This is a genomic window from Spiroplasma endosymbiont of 'Nebria riversi' (assembly GCF_018831625.1).
In the GTDB taxonomy this organism is placed as follows: Bacteria; Bacillota_I; Bacilli_A; order Mycoplasmatales; family Nriv7; genus Nriv7.
This window is the reverse complement of the sequence record NZ_CP065193.1, coordinates 76,737-94,721: the sequence shown is the minus strand read 5'-3', so window position 1 is coordinate 94,721 and position 17,985 is coordinate 76,737. Positions and strand designations below refer to the sequence as shown.

The window sequence follows — 17,985 nt, the reverse complement described above, 5'->3', positions numbered from 1 at the left end:
GTCGAAAACTCTTGATATTTATTGAATATACTTAATTTTAGGTATATTTTTAATATGATAGAGGTGGATAATAATTATGGAAAAAATAATTCAAGAACTAGTAAATAGTTTAACAGATGATCAATTTTTAGAATTTTATGAAAAAGTCAAAAAACAAGCAGAATTAATAAAAAAACAAAAACGTTTAAATGAAATTGATCAAAAATTTAGAGCGCATGGTATTAAATGCCCTAAATGTGAATCTTACCATTGCGTTAAAAATGGACATAATTCAGAAGGAAAACAAAAATATTTATGTAAAAATTGCCGTGCAAGTTTTGACGCTTCTCGTAATCATTTTATTTATTGAAGTCATTTAAATTATGAACAATGAAATTTATTGATTCAAATTTCATTGCTGGGGCAATCTAGTAAAACAATTTCTCGTTTTATTAAAACTACATTAAAAACTGCTTGATATAATCGTCAAAAATTAATGAAATCAAAACAATTAGAAAATAACCAATTAAAATTTAAAAAATTATCTGGTAAAATCCAAATCGATGAAACATTTATTAAAGAAATTCATAAAGGAAATTTCAAACATAAAACTGATCCACGAAGAATTCACCTTGACCCATTCGCAACTAATACTAAATGCTGTATTCAAATGGCAGTTGATAATAATAACAATATTTATGTTAAATCCACAAACACCAAACGTTTACAAAAACAATGAGTTATTGAAAATATGAACAAAGAATTAATTAACCAAAATTCAATTATTACTTCTGATATGCAAAAATTATATTTTTTAGTAGCAAAACAAACAAATTCTACTTTATGTGTAACTAAAACAACAATTAATCCTGAAGCTAGTTATCGTAACTTAAATAAAATCAGTAAATTACAATCTATTCTTAAAGAAGCCTTAATTCATTATCATGGTTTAGGTTTTACTAATATTAAAAATTATTTAAATCTCTGAAAATGAAAATACCAACATAAGGGTTTAACTCCAAACCAACAAACAGCGGTATTATATTTTAATGTATAAAAAATTAAAGTAAAAATAGTAATTTTACATGGTCGCGTTTAGTTTTCTTAGGTATTGCTTTGAAGAAGTAAAACAATCAGCTAATTATATTATTTAATTACTAAACTAACCCTGCCTTTCTTGTTATTGTCATTTTTATTATTTTTAATTTTATTATATTATTGAATTTTTACACAACAAAAATTATTAATTTTATTAAATTTTAACTAATATTTTTACTTACTTAAATTTATTATATTTATTTGTTACAGCATTACCTTTATAATTAATTCAACTATCATCATTTTTACTATTATATTTATTTCATAATGAATTTTTATATATTTCTTTTCTGATTTCTATTTCTGAATTAATATTTTCATTAATGTAATGTAATACATTTAATTTGTTTAAATTTGCCATTCTTAAATGTAATAGGTTATTTAAATTCTTATGATTATATATTTTTGCCCCATATCCTAATTGTTGTTTTACTAAATGAGATACATCAATTTCAATGTTACAATCAATATTTCATTCTAAATTTTAATGATGAATGCCATGCTTATTATTACTGAAATAATTACTCGCCTTCCTTAAATTTGTTTTAATATCTTTATTTAATTCATTTTTAGCAATATTACGAATGGTTTTGATTAATTCTTGATGATTGCCATCCTTATATAATTTAATTCAACTATTTAATGTTACTTTGCGATTTTCAAAAATAATATTAAATGCAGTTTGTTTTAATTTTTTAATAGCATGATAACCATCTAAAATATATCTAACATTACCAAAACTATTGGCAATTTCTCTAATTCAAGTATCACCATCACCACAAACAATTATTTTGTCATAATTAATATTTACATAATGTTTTTGTAATTCTCTAATTAATAAATCACGATAATCCATCGTATTTATTCGTTTACCAACTTTTAACATTAGAAAATGACCCCGTTTGTTTTCTAATTCTCTACGAGCATTTTTGTAATTTTTTTCTTTATGTCCGGTATGAAAAGTAACTAAACGAATTCTTTGGTCTTGTTTAATTTTATTATCTAATGTCGCTAAAAATGTCTCATCTAGTTGAATATATAAATTCTTATTTTTGACATCAATTCTAGTTTTAGTTTCTTTTTCTGCTAGTTGAAAATATTCAGCAATATCGTATTTATTTAAAATACTTGAAATACTAGCTTTTGAAATATAACAATGATTTAGAGCATCTAAAACATCACGATACCGTTTGCCATCACCTAGAAGACTTAAAACTTTAAATTGGACATCAAAATAAATGCGTTGTTTGGGCAATAAACCAATTTCTTTATCTAACAAACATACATATTCAAATTTACCTGATTTTTGATTTCAATATTTATATCGGCGTCGTTTAAAAATAACTTCACCAAAAATTGTAATAATTGTTCTTGTTGCAAAATGAACTACTTTATAACCTTGTTTTAATCGATAATGATATTTATATAAGTATTCATCTAATTTTTCATATTCATTAGCTAATTGTTCACATTTATTGGTGTACATATTTTTATGGGTTGTAAATAGACTTAATCAATGCTTGTTTTCTAAAGTTTTTACATTATTATTAATTTTTAACATAAAAAATCACCTTTCTTGGTAGAATAATTTTAACAAAGTTAAATTTAGTCATGCTTATTTTTTCTTTTTTAAAGATAAATGTTTTTCTAAAATTAGTATTCAATATTTTGAAAAAATAATAGAAATTATTATTTGATAGTTTATAATTAATTTGTATTAATTAGACTGTAAAAATTTGAGAAAGGATGTTGATTGTTTGGTAAATTTTATTAATTTATTAAAAATTCACGAAAATGATTTGATTAACATGAAAAAGTTGCTTAGTTTATTAAGTGCAATAACAATAGCGGGAAGCGGAATGTCAGGAATTGTTGCCAATAGTCCTTATCAAAAACAAGAGCAATTAGAAAATATAAATTATAAAAGACAAAAACGAAGCAATAATGAAAATAATAAAATAAATATAACAAAGATTGTAATTACAACAAATGGAATAGTTCGATCTGATGGGATAATATTAAATAATAAAGTATATTTTGGTTCAGCAGACAACAAAGTATACGAATATGATCCAGCCACAGGACAACAAAAAATTGTTCTAAGAACAAATGGTAATGTTTGGTCTTCGGGCGTGGTTTTAAACCACAAAGTATATTTCGGTTCATGAGACTACAAAGTTTATGAATATGATCCAGTCACAGGACAACAAAAAATTGTCATTAAAACAAATGGTTTTATTTGATCTTCTGGTGTAATTTTTAACAATAAATTATATATTGGTTCAGATGATGGTAATATTTATGAATATGATCCAGCCACAGGACAACAAAAAATTGTTCTAAGAACAACAAATAGTAATAATCCTATAAAATCTTCTGGATTGGTTTTAAACAACAAATTATATTTTGGTTCTGATGATAATAAAGTCTATGAATATGATCCCGCTACAGGACAACAAAAAATTGTTATTAAAACAAATAATTCTCAAAGTATAAGATCCTCGGGTGTAATTTTCAACAATAAAATATATTTTGGTTCAGGAGATAAAAATGTTTATGAATATGATCCATCCACAGAACAACAAAGAGTTATCCCCACAACAGGTTCATGAAATGAATCTTCTGGTGTGGTGTTAAATAACAAATTATATTTTGGGTCGGCAGATGGTAATATTTATGAATATAGTGAAGTACTATTTAGATTCAAATTTAGGGCAAATTAATGATAATTCTGATAATGCAATTTTAAATGAATTAAATTATTTAAATCCTGATTTAGATATTTCACAATTAGAAATTATTAGTAAAACAAATAATTCCGCTATAGTAAAGATAAAAGATAATTTAAATGATGATATTATAAATATATATTATTTAATTAAAAATGAACAAAATAAAATTATTAATTTAAATGAATTAATTAAAAATGCAATATTTTTTAAGTTTAGAGATGAAAATCCTAATTTAAAATTTAAGGAAATAAATTATATTGATACTAATAATTTAAATTTTTCAAATACTGAAATAACAAAACAAGAAAATTCATTTTTATGATCTAATGTTCCTAAAAATGTATGTTCCGATAGAGAAATTATCAATAAAACCCCAAATACAAGATCATTTAATGTACCTGCTTGTGAATATAATTCAAAATCAAAATTAGTATTTCAAATTACAACAGGATTAACTAAAACAAAACAAGAAAATAAATTAAATGGTTGAAACATAAATTCTGATGATGAAATGAAATTAACAGATTTTACAAATATAAATAATAAAAATTCTGGAATCATTAATGTATTATCAAATGAATTTGATTTATCAAACACAAATAAACAAGAACAAGAAATGATTTTAAGTATTTTTAAGGAACCCACTTATAAATTTGAACTCAATCCTAATGAAAAATTAAAAATTACTTATCCAGTAAGAATAATTGAATCTGAAATTATATTAAATTTAAAACAAAAAATTACAGGAAATATTACTGCCAAAATAATTGATGACAACAATAAAGAACAAATAGTTACATTATCAATTACAGAAGTAATGCAAATTTTAAAAAAATATAGTTTATTACCCAATGAAATTACTATAGATAAAAACAATGATAAAATAACATTTAACGGCGAAACATTTTTTTAATCAGAAAGAGAATGGCCGGTAAGAACAAATACAGTTACTACTATAGTATAAGGTTTTATAAAAACGATATTAGCTATTTAGAACAATAACTTTAATTGAAAAAAGCACAACAAGTTTAAATTTCTTGTGAAAAATAAAAAAATATTCAAACCAGTAATTTTAATTAATTACTGGTTTCTTATTTTGTTAAAATAGAAAAAATGAAAAAGTTGTTTAGTTATTTAAGGGGCTTGTCATCATAGACAACCACCTTCCTTGGGTAATAATTATAACAGTTTTTAAATTTGGTTATTAAAGGTCTCGACCTTCAATCTTTGTTATTATTTGTGTTCAAGTAGAATTTTTTAATATTGTTAATTTTAGATTAACGATTTCCTTTTTTTGAATATTACCGTTTTCAATTTCTTCATACTTGATATTAAAGTTGAGTTTTGTAAGTTCATCAAGAATACTTTCGTTTTTTGCGTGGTAATTATCTATTATGCTATGTATTGCCTTTTCGTTAATTGGAGATACCTTATCAATTTTTATTCAGTTTGGCATATTTATTGGTCATTGTTGTATATGTATATATAAATCTCATTTTATATCAGTATTAGGTTTTTTTCATCTATTTTTTACTAAGCAAACAAATCCTTTTTTTAAGTTTAATTCATGAGTTTCATTTTTATTAGATAATATTATTTTATTTTCTTTTTTAGAACATCCAACTACTGGCAATGTTATTAGCCCTCGAAGAACTATTGCATTTAAAATTTTCATTATTTTAATTCCTTTATTACTTTATTTTTTCGATATATATATATATATATATTATACGAAAATCCTTAATATCATTAGAAAAATGGCAAAACCGATTAAAAATTGAAAGGTATAGTAAAAATCTGGTACCGTTTTAAAAACTGGAAAAATGGCGGTTGAAAAGTTAACTGTCGCTTTTGCAATAGTTGCTAACGGGCGTAAATTGTAATGATTTGTGAAGCTGTCAGCATTCAGTTTAGCATTTTAATACCAGCATTTTGAATGGCACAACCAATATCATTAAATGTTGGTATTCAGCGTCCGGAATATTTGCAATTTGGTGGCGGAATTAGGTCATCCCATTCTGAATTGGTGGAACCATCAGGGATAAACGCCACGGAACTTAAGACATTAAAGTCATAGAGTTTAAAATTGTAGTTAGAAGTATTTGCCTTATGATACAAGGGAAAAGTTAAGGTAAAAATATTAATACCATAACGAATATCAATATCGGTATTGAGATAATTAATACTGTTAGTAGTCTTGCTGGTTGGCAATGTGATCAGTTTATTGTCATAGGATTTAAGGACATTAAAATCAATTTGATAAATGCTATTGTTGTTTTTAATGGCATTAAAATTTTCTTGGTGCGTTTTTTTATCAAAATTAAAAAAATAACTTCTTAGTAATAATTCTGAATTTCCTATAACATTTATTAAGTATTTTTTGGGATAAAAAGTAATTAACGAGCGATAAAAAAATCCAATTTGAATAAAGTAGCCCTTGTTATAGTTTTTTACGCTCTTAAAATCAATTTCGGTATGAGTTTTTTCGTCCATGTCAAAAGTCGCATAAAATAAACTAGCAAAGAAATTGCCAAGGATTTCGTAGATTTCATCAAAAACATTTTTATAATCATTGTTGTTAATACTAGGAATGTTATTTTTAAAATATAGGTAAATATCATTTTTTAAATCGGGGTCATAGCGTAGAAAACTAAATCTAACATTAAGATAATTTAAGGTCCCAAAAAGATACTTAATTAGGTGATAATCGTTAGCGCTCGTGGTGTCATATTTTCAGATCTCACTTTCACCATGTAATAATTGTAAATAGTTATTACCCACAATTAAGGTCTTGTTAAATGCCTTAATTTTCAAAATATTCTCATTTACTACATTTTTATCACTAGAAGTCTTGTGATAAAAATAGCTGTCATTTTTAAATCCGTTATTTTTAATCATAAATTCTTTATAGTAACCTTTTTCTAAGGTGTCAATGAAATTAAATACGGGTGTTCAATAGAGATACGAGTAATTAAATTTATCAAAATCACCACGGCGAATCATTAAATAATCAAGGTTATCGATAACATCACTATAGTTATGGTTACCGTCAAAATTAGTTATTGTTGTGGGTAATTCAATATCAGTTGATGGTCTTATTTGACCTTCAATTTTTGTTATTATTTGTGTTCAAGTAGGGTTTTTTAATATTGTCACTTTTAGATTAACGATTTCCTTTTTTTGAATATTACCGTTTTCAATTTCTTCATACTTGATATTAAAGTTGAGTTTTGTAAGTTCATCAAGAATATTTTCGTTTTTTGCGTGGTAATTATCTATTATGCTATGTATTGTCTTTTCGTTAATTGGAGATACCTTATCAATTTTTATTCAGTTTGGCATATTTATTGGTCATTGTTGTGTATGTATATATAAATCTCATTTTATATCAGTATTAGGTTTTTTTCATCTATTTTTTACTAAGTAAACAAATCCTTTTTTTAAGTTTAATTCATAAGTTTCTTCACTTTCTCTTTTATTTCTAATTAGTGATTGTGTTGTTAGTTCATCATTGTTAATGTTTTGGGGAATAGTAAAAATGTTATTGAAACTAATAATTAACACGGTAAATATTTTCATAAACATTTTTATCACTCCTTTTTAAAATATTTTATTTTTCATTGTTCTTTTTAGTTTTAATCTTTTTTAATATAAAACGAATTAAGAAGTTTACTATTTCTATTATGGTTACTCACACTAACGAGTAACCTATAATCATTAACCTACCAATTGCTCCAAAATTTTTAATAAATTGTTGCAAATTTTCAATATCTGTATGTAATAATAAAACTATACTTAAAGATATGAATATAATGTAATTAAGTATTATTCATCAATATTTTTTTAAAGAATTAATGAGTTTGTTTGATTTCATTTTTCAAGGCTCTTTTTGCTTTAATTTTCTGAATAATCAAGCGGATTAATTTTTCAAATTTAATTGTAAAATATATTGCTCCGCCTCATCAAAAAACAAATATTCCTGCGAGCATAATACTGCTATTGAACTTACCAAAGAAATCAACCATCTGTTTATTCATAAAATTATTAAATTCGTCGCTTGTTCCAGTTATTTATTTAGTATCGATTACTGTTAATGCACGAATTAATAAGCTTATAAAAATGAAAATGATACTTAACACTATTTTTAACCACTGCTTTTTAAAAGAATTTTTAATTCTTAATTTTAATGGCATTTTTTCTTTTGAATTATCTTTTTTAAATAATTTGCCTAAAAGTTTTTTCATTTTAACTCTCCTTTCATGTTTTTTTATCGTCCTTTAATCACAATAAATAAAGCAATAAGTACACAAGCGACGCCAAGAATGGTAAAGATTGGATGTTGAGAAAATGTCCGAGCCATTGGTTTAAATAGTTCTAAAATTGTTAAATTGCTAGTAATAAACTTTTGGAAATTGGCAAGCCCTTCACTAATATAGTTTGTTAAAGTTTCAAAATGACTACCAGCTAATAATCCAAGAACAGTTATTAAGATAAAAATAATAATTAATTTAAACATTTTTAGTTACCTTGTTTTGTTTTTATTGGTTTTATTTGTTTTTTAGCTTTTCCTCATACACTTAAACGACCCTTATTTTTAACGGCATATTGGCGTTGTTTTTCTAAATTAACTTGTTGACTACCAAATCCAAGAATAATTGCCATAAGAAATTCTACAGCAAGCGTTAAGAATAAAGGAAATATTAGTTTAATTTTTGTTCCCGGTACTTCAAGACTTCAAATTAAATCAAAAACTTTATAAAGCATTTGGGCGAGAAAGTCGGCCATTTTTGCGAGATTTTCCATTTTTTATTGTTCCTTTTCTTTCATTTTTCTTAAAAATTTGCTAAATTTATCCATTTTTAAGTATTCTAAGTCTTCTAAATCAATTGCTGTGTCATTATAGTATTTGTCTTCATAGTCAGGATTAACTTTTGAATTTAAGTAATCTCTTAAAAATGCTAGGTAAAAAGAATTGTAAGTGTTAAGTATTGGTAAAGGAATTTTTAGTTTAAAAAAATAAATATCAAGTTCAGGAATATCACGATATTTAATGCGACGACCCTTTTTGCTATTTTTAGCATCAATTAAGGTGTTTCGTCAGCGTTCATATTCTTCAATACTATTAAAGGTACCATAGATGACTTTTAAGTAGGGGCGAAAAATATTAACAGGTTTTTTGCGAATGCCCACAATCACATTATTAGCAATATCGCGAACTTTAACTCAAATATGTTTATCTCTTTGACCGCTAGCTAACACAATATGACCAAAATGGCGTGCCAGAGCGAAATATTCTTGGATACCGGTTTCTTCGTTTTTGGTATTATTTTTTTCTCAATCAGTACCTTCAAGAAATAAATTGGTTTCATCTCATAAAAGTAAGGTTTTGTCTGACAATACCGGATAATCAAAATCTAATAATCCCATATGTCCTAAACTTAATTTTTGAGTTTCTAGTAATGGGAATGTTGATGCTATATGATATTTTTTCTTTTTTAGTAATTTTGATGCGTATGCTAGAAAAGCAGTTTTTCCAGTTCCTAATGAACCAATCACAATATTTAATGGTGAATTTTTTAAGAAATTAATAACTTTGTTAATTTGTGTTAAATTACCGATTTTAAAAAGAAAAATTAAAATACAACCTGCTAAAAATAAATAGCTTACAATGTTTTTAAAATAACCGTTGTAAATATATCAAATTGCTCCGCAATGTCATAAAATTAAAAATGAGGTGCGATTCAATTCAATAAAATGGTTATTTTTTTCTATTATTCATTTGCAAAATTTCATCTTGCACCTCACTTCATTTTTTTGTTAGCGTACCGCTCCAAGTAATTTTTCAAACATTTTAAAGCAAATAAAGAATATTGCCAAAATAAATGGAAAAATGAAGATTCAGTAGTCAGCAAAGAAGTTACCGACTTGCGGCATATTAACAGCAATAATTTCTCACATTTTAGTAAAAGCCGTTATAATTGCATTTCATAATTTAGTCATCGCGTCACTAGCTGTTATTTTTTCTACTGTTGCAGATGCATCGGCCAAGAAAGTTCCAAACATATAATCACCCCCTTTCTTTTTAAAACATTCATCATTTATATTCAAATTTTTTCTTAAATTTGTTAAAACCACGATTATATTTTTTCCTAATTAATTTTGAATTTCTTTGGGAATGCATCACAATGTAACTTCTTGACATTAATTTTTCCCCTATCTAAATACTGATATGGTTTTTCAAAGGAGCATTAGAATAAATCACACCATAATTGCTGTTAAAAATCAAAAAGCAATGTTTGCCATTAAAAGTCAAAGTGTTTCTTGAGTTAAATCAATTTCTTTTCCACCACTAATATGAACCGGAATAGTTGTAATTTGAATAAATAAATCTCAGAAAGTTTGTTTAATTTGTTCTCAATTAAATTCTTTTAAATTTACCGTCATTTTTTATCTCCCAAAAATCATTTTTATTGGTAAATACATAATTGAAATTAATGCGAAAAGAAAAGTAATGATAATAATTAATCCGGCAATAAACGCAACTTGTGCAGGCATTTTCTCTATCGGAATAAACAGTTCTAAGAATTCCGTGATAATTTTTCAAAACATTATTTTTTATCCGCGTTATTTTCTTTTGAATCAGGAGCTTTAACTCATTCCTCAAAGCGAGCAATAAATACTTTTTCGTCTTTCTTGAAATTACCAGTATTATTTTTAATGGCATTTTTATATTTAATTCTAATTTTTATTTTGGCATAAATTTTATAAGCAAAATATGCCAATAGCATTATGCAAATGATAATAAATATTATTCCAATCGCAATATTCATTTTTAAACTCCTTTAAAATAGTTATAATTTATATCTTTTTTGTTGTTTTCTTTTTCGGCAATGAAGAAGCTTAATAATTCTTGTCCCTTAATTAATTTGGTTTCATTTTCTTTTTGATTAATTGAAATTACTTGATATTTACTATCCTTGATTATTCTGACACAAATCTAATTTTCATATTTTCCTTTATGAACAAATCGCTTTGGAAACCAAATACCGATTTGTTCATTAAATCATGGAATTTTTGGCGCTTTAATAAGCATTGCGTTTTGTGTTTCTTTTAAAAGATATTTCTTAGTATTTAAGAAAATGTTTTCAATGTTTTTCATAATAAATTACCTTTCTTATAGATAAACTAAGTTATATTAACTAAGTTAGTTAACTTAGTTTTTTAAACACTTAAATCTGCGATATATAAGTGTTTAACAAGCTTTGCTAGTAAATTTTATTTTTTTATTATTAAGAATAAAGATTTTAATAATTTTAAACTTAAAATACCCCTATATAGAAATTTCTACACTTTAACATCCGCATCCTACCCTTGGAACTAATTTAATAGCGTGTATATTTTTAGGAAATCCACCCATTCATTTTTTTATTGCAAAACGAAACAAATTGCTATAGCTAATAGGGTGTTATCTATTAACTGGTAAACTTCTTTTGGTTATGGCGACCACCCACAATTTATCGTGCTTTAATACATACCAACATTATTAATTCACTTGTATTTAATTTTCAAAGAACAAATTTTTAACACCTTATAAAATAAAAAGACAATCATTGCTGACTGTCTTAATACTTATTCAAATCTTCCCCCACCTAACAAAACTTTATGTGCCCTAAAGGTAATGCTGTAACAAATAAATATAATAGATTTAAGTAAGTAAAAATATTAGTTAAAATTTAATAAAATTAATAATTTTTCATTGTGTAAAAATTCAATAATATGATAAAATAGTAGTAAATGACAATAACAAGAAAGGTATGGTTAGTTTAGTAATTAAATAATATAATTAGCTGATTGTTTTACTTCTTTAAAGCAATACCTAAGAAAACTAAACGCGACCTTAAAAAATTATGAAGTAATTAGTCATAATTAATATATGTTATAATTTAATGGTGAAATATTATGGGGTGGCTCGAATGAATGAAAAATTAGCAAAAAAGGAAATTTTGCGGTTAAGAAAATTAATTGAGCAGTGAAATAATGAGTATTATTTAGAAAATAAACCATCAGTTAGTGATGAATACTATGATGCGAAGATGAGGAATTTACAACAATTAGAAAATGATTTTCCGCAGTTTTTAAGCAAAAATTCACCAACACAATCTGTTGGTGGCAAAGTAGCTTATGGTTTTAATAAAGTTCAGCATAATTATCCAATGTTAAGTTTAAATAATGCTTTTACCGAAGAAGATTTAATTAATTTTGATAATCATATAAAATCTTTAACTGGTCAAGAAAGTATTGAATATCTTTGTGAATTAAAAATTGATGGTTTGTCGGTTTCGTTGCAGTATGATAATGGTTTTTTAATATCAGCAGCTACTAGAGGTGATGGTATTACTGGCGAAAATGTTACTGATAATGTTAAAACAATTGCTAATATCCCGCAAAAGATTAAATTAGTAAATAAGTTTTTAGTGCGGGGTGAAGTATTTTTAGCTAAAAGTGATTTTAATGATTTAAATGAATTGCGTTCTAAAGAAAAAATGCCAGTATTTGCTAATCCCCGTAATGCTGCTGCTGGTAGTTTACGCCAATTAGATGCAAACATTACGGCAAGTCGTAATTTAAAAGTTTTTTTATATTATTATGTTAATGGTCAAGAAAATGGGATGAAAACCCAAGAGGAAGTTTTATTGACATTAAAAAATTTAGGTTTTCCAATTAATAATGAATATCGTTTATGCAATAGTATTACTGAAGTATGAGAATATATAAAAGAATATGACCTTAAAAGAAAACAATTAGATTATGATACTGATGGCATTGTAATTAAAATTAATGATTTATCATTATATAATATTATTGGACAAACAAGTAAAAGCCCTAAATGAGCAATAGCATACAAATATGCTGGTATTGTGGTAACGACTAAATTACTAGATATCTTTGCATCAATTGGAAGAACGGGTAAAGTAACATATAATGCTAAACTAGAACCAGTAAATTTACAAGGAACAGTTGTTAAGGCGGCGACATTGCATAATGCTGATTATATTATTAATCGTGATATTCGGATTGGTGATGTTGTATTAATTAAAAAAGCTGGTGATATTATTCCTGAAGTTATTAATCCCGTTTTAAAGTTAAGAAAAGAAGGAAATAAACCTTGAAAATTAATTGAATATTGTCCAAATTGTAATAGTAAATTAGAAAATGCTGTTTTAGAAGTTGATCAGTATTGTATTAATATTAATTGTTCGCAAAGAATTGTTCAGTCATTAATACATTATTGTTCAAGAAGAGCAATGGATATTAGTGGTGTTAGTGAGAAAATAATTATTCGGTTGTATCAATTAGGTTGATTAAAAAAAGTTAGTGATTTATATTTATTGGAAAATCGGAAACAAGATATTATTTCTTTAGATAATTTTGGTGAAAAATCATTTAATAATATGATTAAGGCAATTAATCGTTCAAAAATGAAGTCATTGCAACATTTGTTATTTGGTTTAGGAATTCGTCATATTGGTGAGAAAACTGCTTTACAGTTAGCAAAACATTATGAAGATATTGATAATTTACTTAAAGCTAAAAGTGAGCAGTTAGAAATGATCTATGATATTGGCGCGGTCATTATTGAAAGTGTGATTGATTGATTTTCACATCAAGAAAATTTACAATTAATTAATGATTTAAAAATTTATGGTATTAATATGAAATATTTTCCAATAGCAGATGATAATAAAAATAATCCTTTTTTTAATAAAACGGTTGTGATTACGGGAACATTCACAAAACCAAGAAGTTATTATGTTGAAGAATTACAAGGATTAAATGCTAGTAGTACTAATACAGTTAGTAAAAATACTGATTATTTATTAGTTGGTAGTAATGCTGGCAGTAAATTAGAAAGTGCTAAAAAATTTAATATTAAAATTTTAACATTAGCAGAGTATGAGCAATTAAAAGAAGGAGTGTAAGTAGTAGTGGAAAATATTACTTCGGGATTATTACGAGAAATTACTAATAATTTAATGCTAGAGTTGGAAGAAGAAGAGTATAAGTTATTAGCAGAAGAGTTTTATATTGTTTTAGAACAAATGAAGTTAGTACAGACAATTGATGTGGAGGGTTATGAACCAATGCATTATCCATTTTTAAATTCGCAACATTTATTACGCGAAGATGATAATATAATGATTAATGAACAATCACTTGTTTTACAAAATGCGTGAGAAGTAAAAGATGATTATATTGTTATTAATAGGGTGGTTGAATAATGATGAAAATGACAATTGAATTATTGCATCAGCAATTATTACAGAAGAAAACATCACCGATTAAAATTGTTCGTGATGCGATTGCTAAGGCAAAAAAATATGAACATTATAACGGTGTTGTTAAATTATTAGAAGAAGAAGCGATGGTCATTGCTAAGCGTTTGGAATCAATGCCAATTCCTGAAGATAATTATTTATTTGCTATACCTTATGCCGTTAAAGATAATTTAGCAACTAAGAACATTGTAACTAGTGGAGGAACAAAAATTTTAGAAAATTTTGTGCCAACATTTGATAGTAAAGTAGTTAAAGATATTAATGATTATCAAGCTGTTAATATTGCTAAAGCAACGCTTGATGAATTAGGAATGGGTGGTACTGGTTTGGATAGTTTTACGGGTTTTGTTTATAATCCGTGAAATAAAAATCATATTACGGGAGGTAGTTCATCAGGAAGCGCGGCGTTGGTTGCTTTGGGTGTTGTTCCGTTTGCCTTGGCAAGTGATACGGGTGATTCGATTAGAAAACCAGCATCGTATACAGGGATTGTTGGTATTAAACCGACTTATGGACTTATTTCTCGCTATGGGTTATTCCCCTATGCACCGTCTTTAGATACTGTTGGTGTGCTCGCTAATACTGTTCGTGATTGTGCAATTGTTATGGATGCGACAGTTAAGTTTGATGCGAATGATTTGACTAGTCAGCAAGCAAAGGAAAAAGATTATTTGCAAAATCTTAGTCCTGATATTAAAAAATATCGTTTGGCGACTATTAAGTCGGTTAATGATGGTTTGCGACCGTTAACGGGAGTTTTGTGGTCTTCGGTAATTAGTAAATTAAAAGAGCAAGGTTTACTTATTGAGGATATTGATTTTCCCCTTGATTTATTAAAGTCATTATTACCAGTTTATATGGTTATTTCGTTTGCGGAAGCTACTAGTTCGCAAAGTAATTTAACAGCAATTAATTTTGGGAAACGAATTAGTAAAGATGATGATTCTTATCAAAATATTATGATTAAAAGTCGTAGTGTATTGGGAAAGACAGTTAAAAGAAGATATGTTATTGGGGCATATGCTTTGGCACAAGCAAATCAACAGGAATTATTTTTGCAAGCAAAAAAGGTGCGACGAAAAATTGTTGATCACTTTGAAAAAATTTTTACTGATTATGATGGACTGTTATTGTCAGCATCTGGTGGTGATGCTCCGACAATTGAGAAAACTATTAATCATAAATTAGAGTTAAGTGATGTTAATAACTTAACAAATGATGCATTGTTATTAGCTAATTTTTCGGGTGCGCCTTCAATCACAATTCCTATTGGTTTAGTAAATGAATTGCCATTTGGAATGACAATTAATTGTTTACCATTTGCTGATCAAAAGGCATTAAATATTGCTTATGGAATTGAAAAAATTATTAACTTTGAAAATTCTTGTCATCATCGAAAGGAAAAATAAATAATGAAATTACAACCTGTTATTGGAATTGAAATTCATATTGAGTTAAAAACAAAAACAAAAATGTTTTCTAATAGTCCGGTGACGTTTGCTAGTATTCCTAATAGTCAAGTAAATGAAATTGATTTGGGCTATCCGGGAAGCTTACCTTCTATTAATAAACAAGCAGTAGTATTAGCTATTAGAGCGTGTCAAGCGTTAAATATGACAATTAATCCAGTATTATCATTTGATCGTAAGAATTATTTTTATCCGGATTTACCTAAAGGATATCAAATAACCCAACAAAATAATCCGATTGGTAGTAATGGTAAATTAACGATTACTACTAACAATGTGCAACAAGATATTTTGATTACGCGGTTGCATTTAGAAGAAGATACCGCTAAACAAATTCATTTAGATAATATTACTTTGTTAGATTATAATCGGGCGGGAATTGGTTTAATTGAGATTGTTAGTGAACCTGTTATTTATGATGTTGAGACGGCAATTAATTATATTGAAACATTGCGTAAGACATTATTACATTTAGGGGTTAGTAATGCTAAAATGAGTGAAGGTTCATTTCGTTGTGATATTAATATTTCTTTACGACCGATAGAAAGTAAGGATTTTTTTAAACGCGTGGAAGTTAAAAATTTAAATTCTTTAAATAATGTTAAAAGAGCGATTGAATTTGAAATTAAACGACAAACTAATTTAATTAATCAAGGAACGCCTTTAAAGAGTAATGAAACACGCAGATTTGATGAAAAAACAAAAACAACAATTTTAATGCGTTCTAAAGAGTCAACGGTTGATTATAAGTATTTTCCCGAATCAAATATAGTTCCGATTATTTTAGAACAGCATTGAATTGAAGAGGTTATTAATACTAGTCCAGAATCGTATCCCCAAAAACAAATTCGTTATGTAGAAACATATGGTTTGCATATTAATGAAGTTAATGTTTTGTTACAAGATATTGAATTAACTAATTTTTTTGAAAAGACAATTGAACATACTAAATATTATCGTTTGGTGTTAAATATGCTTATTGGTGATATTAGTGCTTATTTGAAACAAAAAGATGCTTCTTTATTAGATACTCAGTTAACACCGATTAATTTGGCCCAGATGGTTAATATTTTACAACGAAAGGAAATATCGCAAAGACAAGCCAAGACATTGTTATTACATTTACTAGAAAATAATGTGAGTGTTGAGCAGAGTAGTAAGCAACTTAACTTACAACAAATAAATGATGAAAAGATAATTAGGAGTTTAATTAAACCGTTTATTTTGGAAAACTTACAAATATTGAAAGATTATCCTTCTCGTCCTGAGAGAGTGTTAAAGTTTTATATGGGATACTTAATGAAAGTTACTAAGGGACAAGTTAATCCTGAAATAGGACAAAGGATTATTGAAGAAATTATTTCTGAAAATATTAGTAAATAATTAAGTTTACAAAAAAACAGCACAATGTGCTGTTTTTTTAAATATCTTCGGTTTCTTTTGTTCCCGTAATGTATTCGTGAATTTCTTGGATGTATTTGTTTTTAGCAATGAATAGAACTTCGTCGCCATATCTAAGAATGGTATCAGCATCGGGCAAGATAATTTTTTTGTTGTGTTTAATGTGAATAATGTTAACTCTTTTGTTGTTAATTAGTTTGATTTCTTCAAGGGGTTTCCCTAAGATAATTTTATTTGTGGCTTCAACTAAACTAATGCTAAATTCACCATCAACATCTTTAATGTCAACCTCTAGACCTCATAGGGCTTTTAGAGCAGTTTGTCTTCCTGATGAAATATCGGGTTTGACAATTTGATTAATCCCAATTGCTCGTAAAATCTTTTCATGAGGATTGTTAATAGCTTTAGCAATGATATTGGTGGTTTCTAATTCTTTTAGGTTAACAGCTACTAGAACTGATGATTGAATATTGCTACCGATAGCAATAATAATGTCATTAATATTTTTAATTCCAATACTTTCTAATGCTTCTAAGTCAGTGGCATCTAATTCGTAGCCGTTAATGTTAGCAAAATTTCCCGTAATTTTTCTGATTTTACTATTATCTTGATCAATAACAATGACATTGTGGTTCATTGATGCTAATGTTTCTGCAACTGCTGTGCCGAAATTACCTAAACCAATTATACAAAATTCTTTTGCCGCCATTATTTAACACCTCTTATATATTTGAAACTATTACCACAAAATTATACTATATTTTATCTTAAAATAATAATCTAAGTATTTTAATGGTTGTGTTTAGTTTTCTTAGGTATTGCTTTGAAGAAATAAAACAATCAGCTAATTATATTATTTAATTACTAAACTAACCCTGCCTTTCTTGTTATTGTCATTTTTATTCGTTATCATATTATTGAATTTTTACACAATGAAAAATTTTTAATTTTGTAGAAAACTCTTGATAA

The 17,985-nt window shown here is 26.4% G+C and carries 21 protein-coding genes; 7 read left to right on the top strand and 14 right to left on the bottom strand.

Annotated features, from left to right (window positions below):
* Positions 1–76: 76 nt before the first annotated feature.
* Positions 77–1,036, top strand: a complete 960-nt coding sequence (locus tag I5Q57_RS00800; RefSeq protein ID WP_215826362.1) for an IS1/IS1595 family N-terminal zinc-binding domain-containing protein — start codon at positions 77–79, stop codon at positions 1,034–1,036.
* Between the two features lie 219 nt (positions 1,037–1,255).
* Here I5Q57_RS00800 and I5Q57_RS00795 read toward each other — a convergent pair whose 3' ends face one another.
* Both I5Q57_RS00795 and I5Q57_RS00790 read right to left on the bottom strand, forming a co-directional pair.
* Positions 1,256–1,438 carry a hypothetical protein gene (locus I5Q57_RS00795; RefSeq protein ID WP_215826361.1) on the bottom strand — a complete coding sequence of 61 codons (183 nt, stop codon included), beginning with the start codon at positions 1,436–1,438 and terminating at the stop codon, positions 1,256–1,258.
* 123 nt (positions 1,439–1,561) lie between these two features.
* Positions 1,562–2,638 carry an Mbov_0401 family ICE element transposase-like protein gene (locus tag I5Q57_RS00790; protein ID WP_215826360.1) on the bottom strand — a complete coding sequence of 359 codons (1,077 nt, stop codon included), beginning with the start codon at positions 2,636–2,638 and terminating at the stop codon, positions 1,562–1,564.
* A 256-nt stretch (positions 2,639–2,894) separates the two neighbouring features.
* On the opposite strand from I5Q57_RS00790, the gene I5Q57_RS00785 reads away from it, so the two are divergent.
* Positions 2,895–3,800 carry an outer membrane protein assembly factor BamB family protein gene (locus I5Q57_RS00785; protein ID WP_215826359.1) on the top strand — a complete coding sequence of 302 codons (906 nt, stop codon included), beginning with the start codon at positions 2,895–2,897 and terminating at the stop codon, positions 3,798–3,800.
* A complete protein-coding gene (locus I5Q57_RS00780) occupies positions 3,754–4,722 on the top strand; it encodes a hypothetical protein (protein WP_215826358.1) in 969 nt (322 codons plus the stop codon). The genes I5Q57_RS00785 and I5Q57_RS00780 overlap by 47 nt, the downstream gene beginning before the upstream one ends.
* A gap of 291 nt (positions 4,723–5,013) precedes the next feature.
* Here I5Q57_RS00780 and I5Q57_RS00775 read toward each other — a convergent pair whose 3' ends face one another.
* From I5Q57_RS00775 to I5Q57_RS00725, 11 genes are all read right to left on the bottom strand, one after another.
* Positions 5,014–5,484: a hypothetical protein gene (locus I5Q57_RS00775; RefSeq protein ID WP_215826357.1), complete on the bottom strand. Its 471-nt coding sequence runs from the start codon at positions 5,482–5,484 to the stop codon at positions 5,014–5,016.
* Positions 5,485–5,672: 188 nt separating this feature from the next.
* A complete protein-coding gene (locus tag I5Q57_RS00770) occupies positions 5,673–7,394 on the bottom strand; it encodes a hypothetical protein (protein WP_215826356.1) in 1,722 nt (573 codons plus the stop codon).
* Between the two features lie 266 nt (positions 7,395–7,660).
* On the bottom strand, positions 7,661–7,846 hold the full coding sequence (locus tag I5Q57_RS00765) for a hypothetical protein (protein ID WP_215826355.1): 186 nt from the start codon (positions 7,844–7,846) through the stop codon (positions 7,661–7,663).
* Between the two features lie 33 nt (positions 7,847–7,879).
* Positions 7,880–8,053: a hypothetical protein gene (locus I5Q57_RS00760; RefSeq protein ID WP_215826354.1), complete on the bottom strand. Its 174-nt coding sequence runs from the start codon at positions 8,051–8,053 to the stop codon at positions 7,880–7,882.
* A gap of 23 nt (positions 8,054–8,076) precedes the next feature.
* Entirely contained in the window at positions 8,077–8,325 is a 249-nt protein-coding gene (locus I5Q57_RS00755; RefSeq protein WP_215826353.1) for a hypothetical protein, read from the bottom strand.
* A 2-nt stretch (positions 8,326–8,327) separates the two neighbouring features.
* Complete coding sequence (locus I5Q57_RS00750) at positions 8,328–8,612, bottom strand: hypothetical protein (protein WP_215826352.1); 285 nt, start codon at positions 8,610–8,612, stop codon at positions 8,328–8,330.
* A 3-nt stretch (positions 8,613–8,615) separates the two neighbouring features.
* Positions 8,616–9,602, bottom strand: a complete 987-nt coding sequence (locus tag I5Q57_RS00745; RefSeq protein WP_215826351.1) for a hypothetical protein — start codon at positions 9,600–9,602, stop codon at positions 8,616–8,618.
* Between the two features lie 24 nt (positions 9,603–9,626).
* The gene (locus I5Q57_RS00740) at positions 9,627–9,872 is read right to left on the bottom strand and encodes a hypothetical protein (RefSeq protein WP_215826350.1); all 246 of its coding nucleotides are present in this window, start codon (positions 9,870–9,872) and stop codon (positions 9,627–9,629) included.
* 150 nt (positions 9,873–10,022) lie between these two features.
* A complete protein-coding gene (locus I5Q57_RS00735) occupies positions 10,023–10,253 on the bottom strand; it encodes a hypothetical protein (RefSeq protein WP_215826349.1) in 231 nt (76 codons plus the stop codon).
* Positions 10,254–10,417: 164 nt separating this feature from the next.
* A complete protein-coding gene (locus tag I5Q57_RS00730) occupies positions 10,418–10,639 on the bottom strand; it encodes a hypothetical protein (protein WP_215826348.1) in 222 nt (73 codons plus the stop codon).
* A gap of 167 nt (positions 10,640–10,806) precedes the next feature.
* The gene (locus I5Q57_RS00725; RefSeq protein ID WP_215826347.1) at positions 10,807–10,968 is read right to left on the bottom strand and encodes a hypothetical protein; all 162 of its coding nucleotides are present in this window, start codon (positions 10,966–10,968) and stop codon (positions 10,807–10,809) included.
* Positions 10,969–11,782: 814 nt separating this feature from the next.
* On the opposite strand from I5Q57_RS00725, the gene ligA reads away from it, so the two are divergent.
* The 4 genes from ligA to gatB are packed head-to-tail and all read left to right on the top strand — an operon-like array spanning position 11,783 to position 16,998.
* Positions 11,783–13,789, top strand: coding sequence for an NAD-dependent DNA ligase LigA (ligA, locus tag I5Q57_RS00720; RefSeq protein WP_215826346.1), 2,007 nt, complete (start codon positions 11,783–11,785; stop codon positions 13,787–13,789).
* A 6-nt stretch (positions 13,790–13,795) separates the two neighbouring features.
* Positions 13,796–14,089, top strand: coding sequence for an Asp-tRNA(Asn)/Glu-tRNA(Gln) amidotransferase subunit GatC (locus I5Q57_RS00715; protein WP_215826345.1), 294 nt, complete (start codon positions 13,796–13,798; stop codon positions 14,087–14,089).
* Positions 14,090–14,091: 2 nt separating this feature from the next.
* On the top strand, positions 14,092–15,555 hold the full coding sequence (locus I5Q57_RS00710) for an amidase family protein (RefSeq protein WP_246534702.1): 1,464 nt from the start codon (positions 14,092–14,094) through the stop codon (positions 15,553–15,555).
* Positions 15,556–16,998, top strand: coding sequence for an Asp-tRNA(Asn)/Glu-tRNA(Gln) amidotransferase subunit GatB (gene gatB / locus I5Q57_RS00705; protein WP_215827023.1), 1,443 nt, complete (start codon positions 15,556–15,558; stop codon positions 16,996–16,998).
* Positions 16,999–17,035: 37 nt separating this feature from the next.
* On the opposite strand, the gene I5Q57_RS00700 is transcribed toward gatB, so the two are convergent.
* Positions 17,036–17,725, bottom strand: coding sequence for a potassium channel family protein (locus I5Q57_RS00700; RefSeq protein WP_215826343.1), 690 nt, complete (start codon positions 17,723–17,725; stop codon positions 17,036–17,038).
* Positions 17,726–17,985 lie beyond the last annotated feature (260 nt).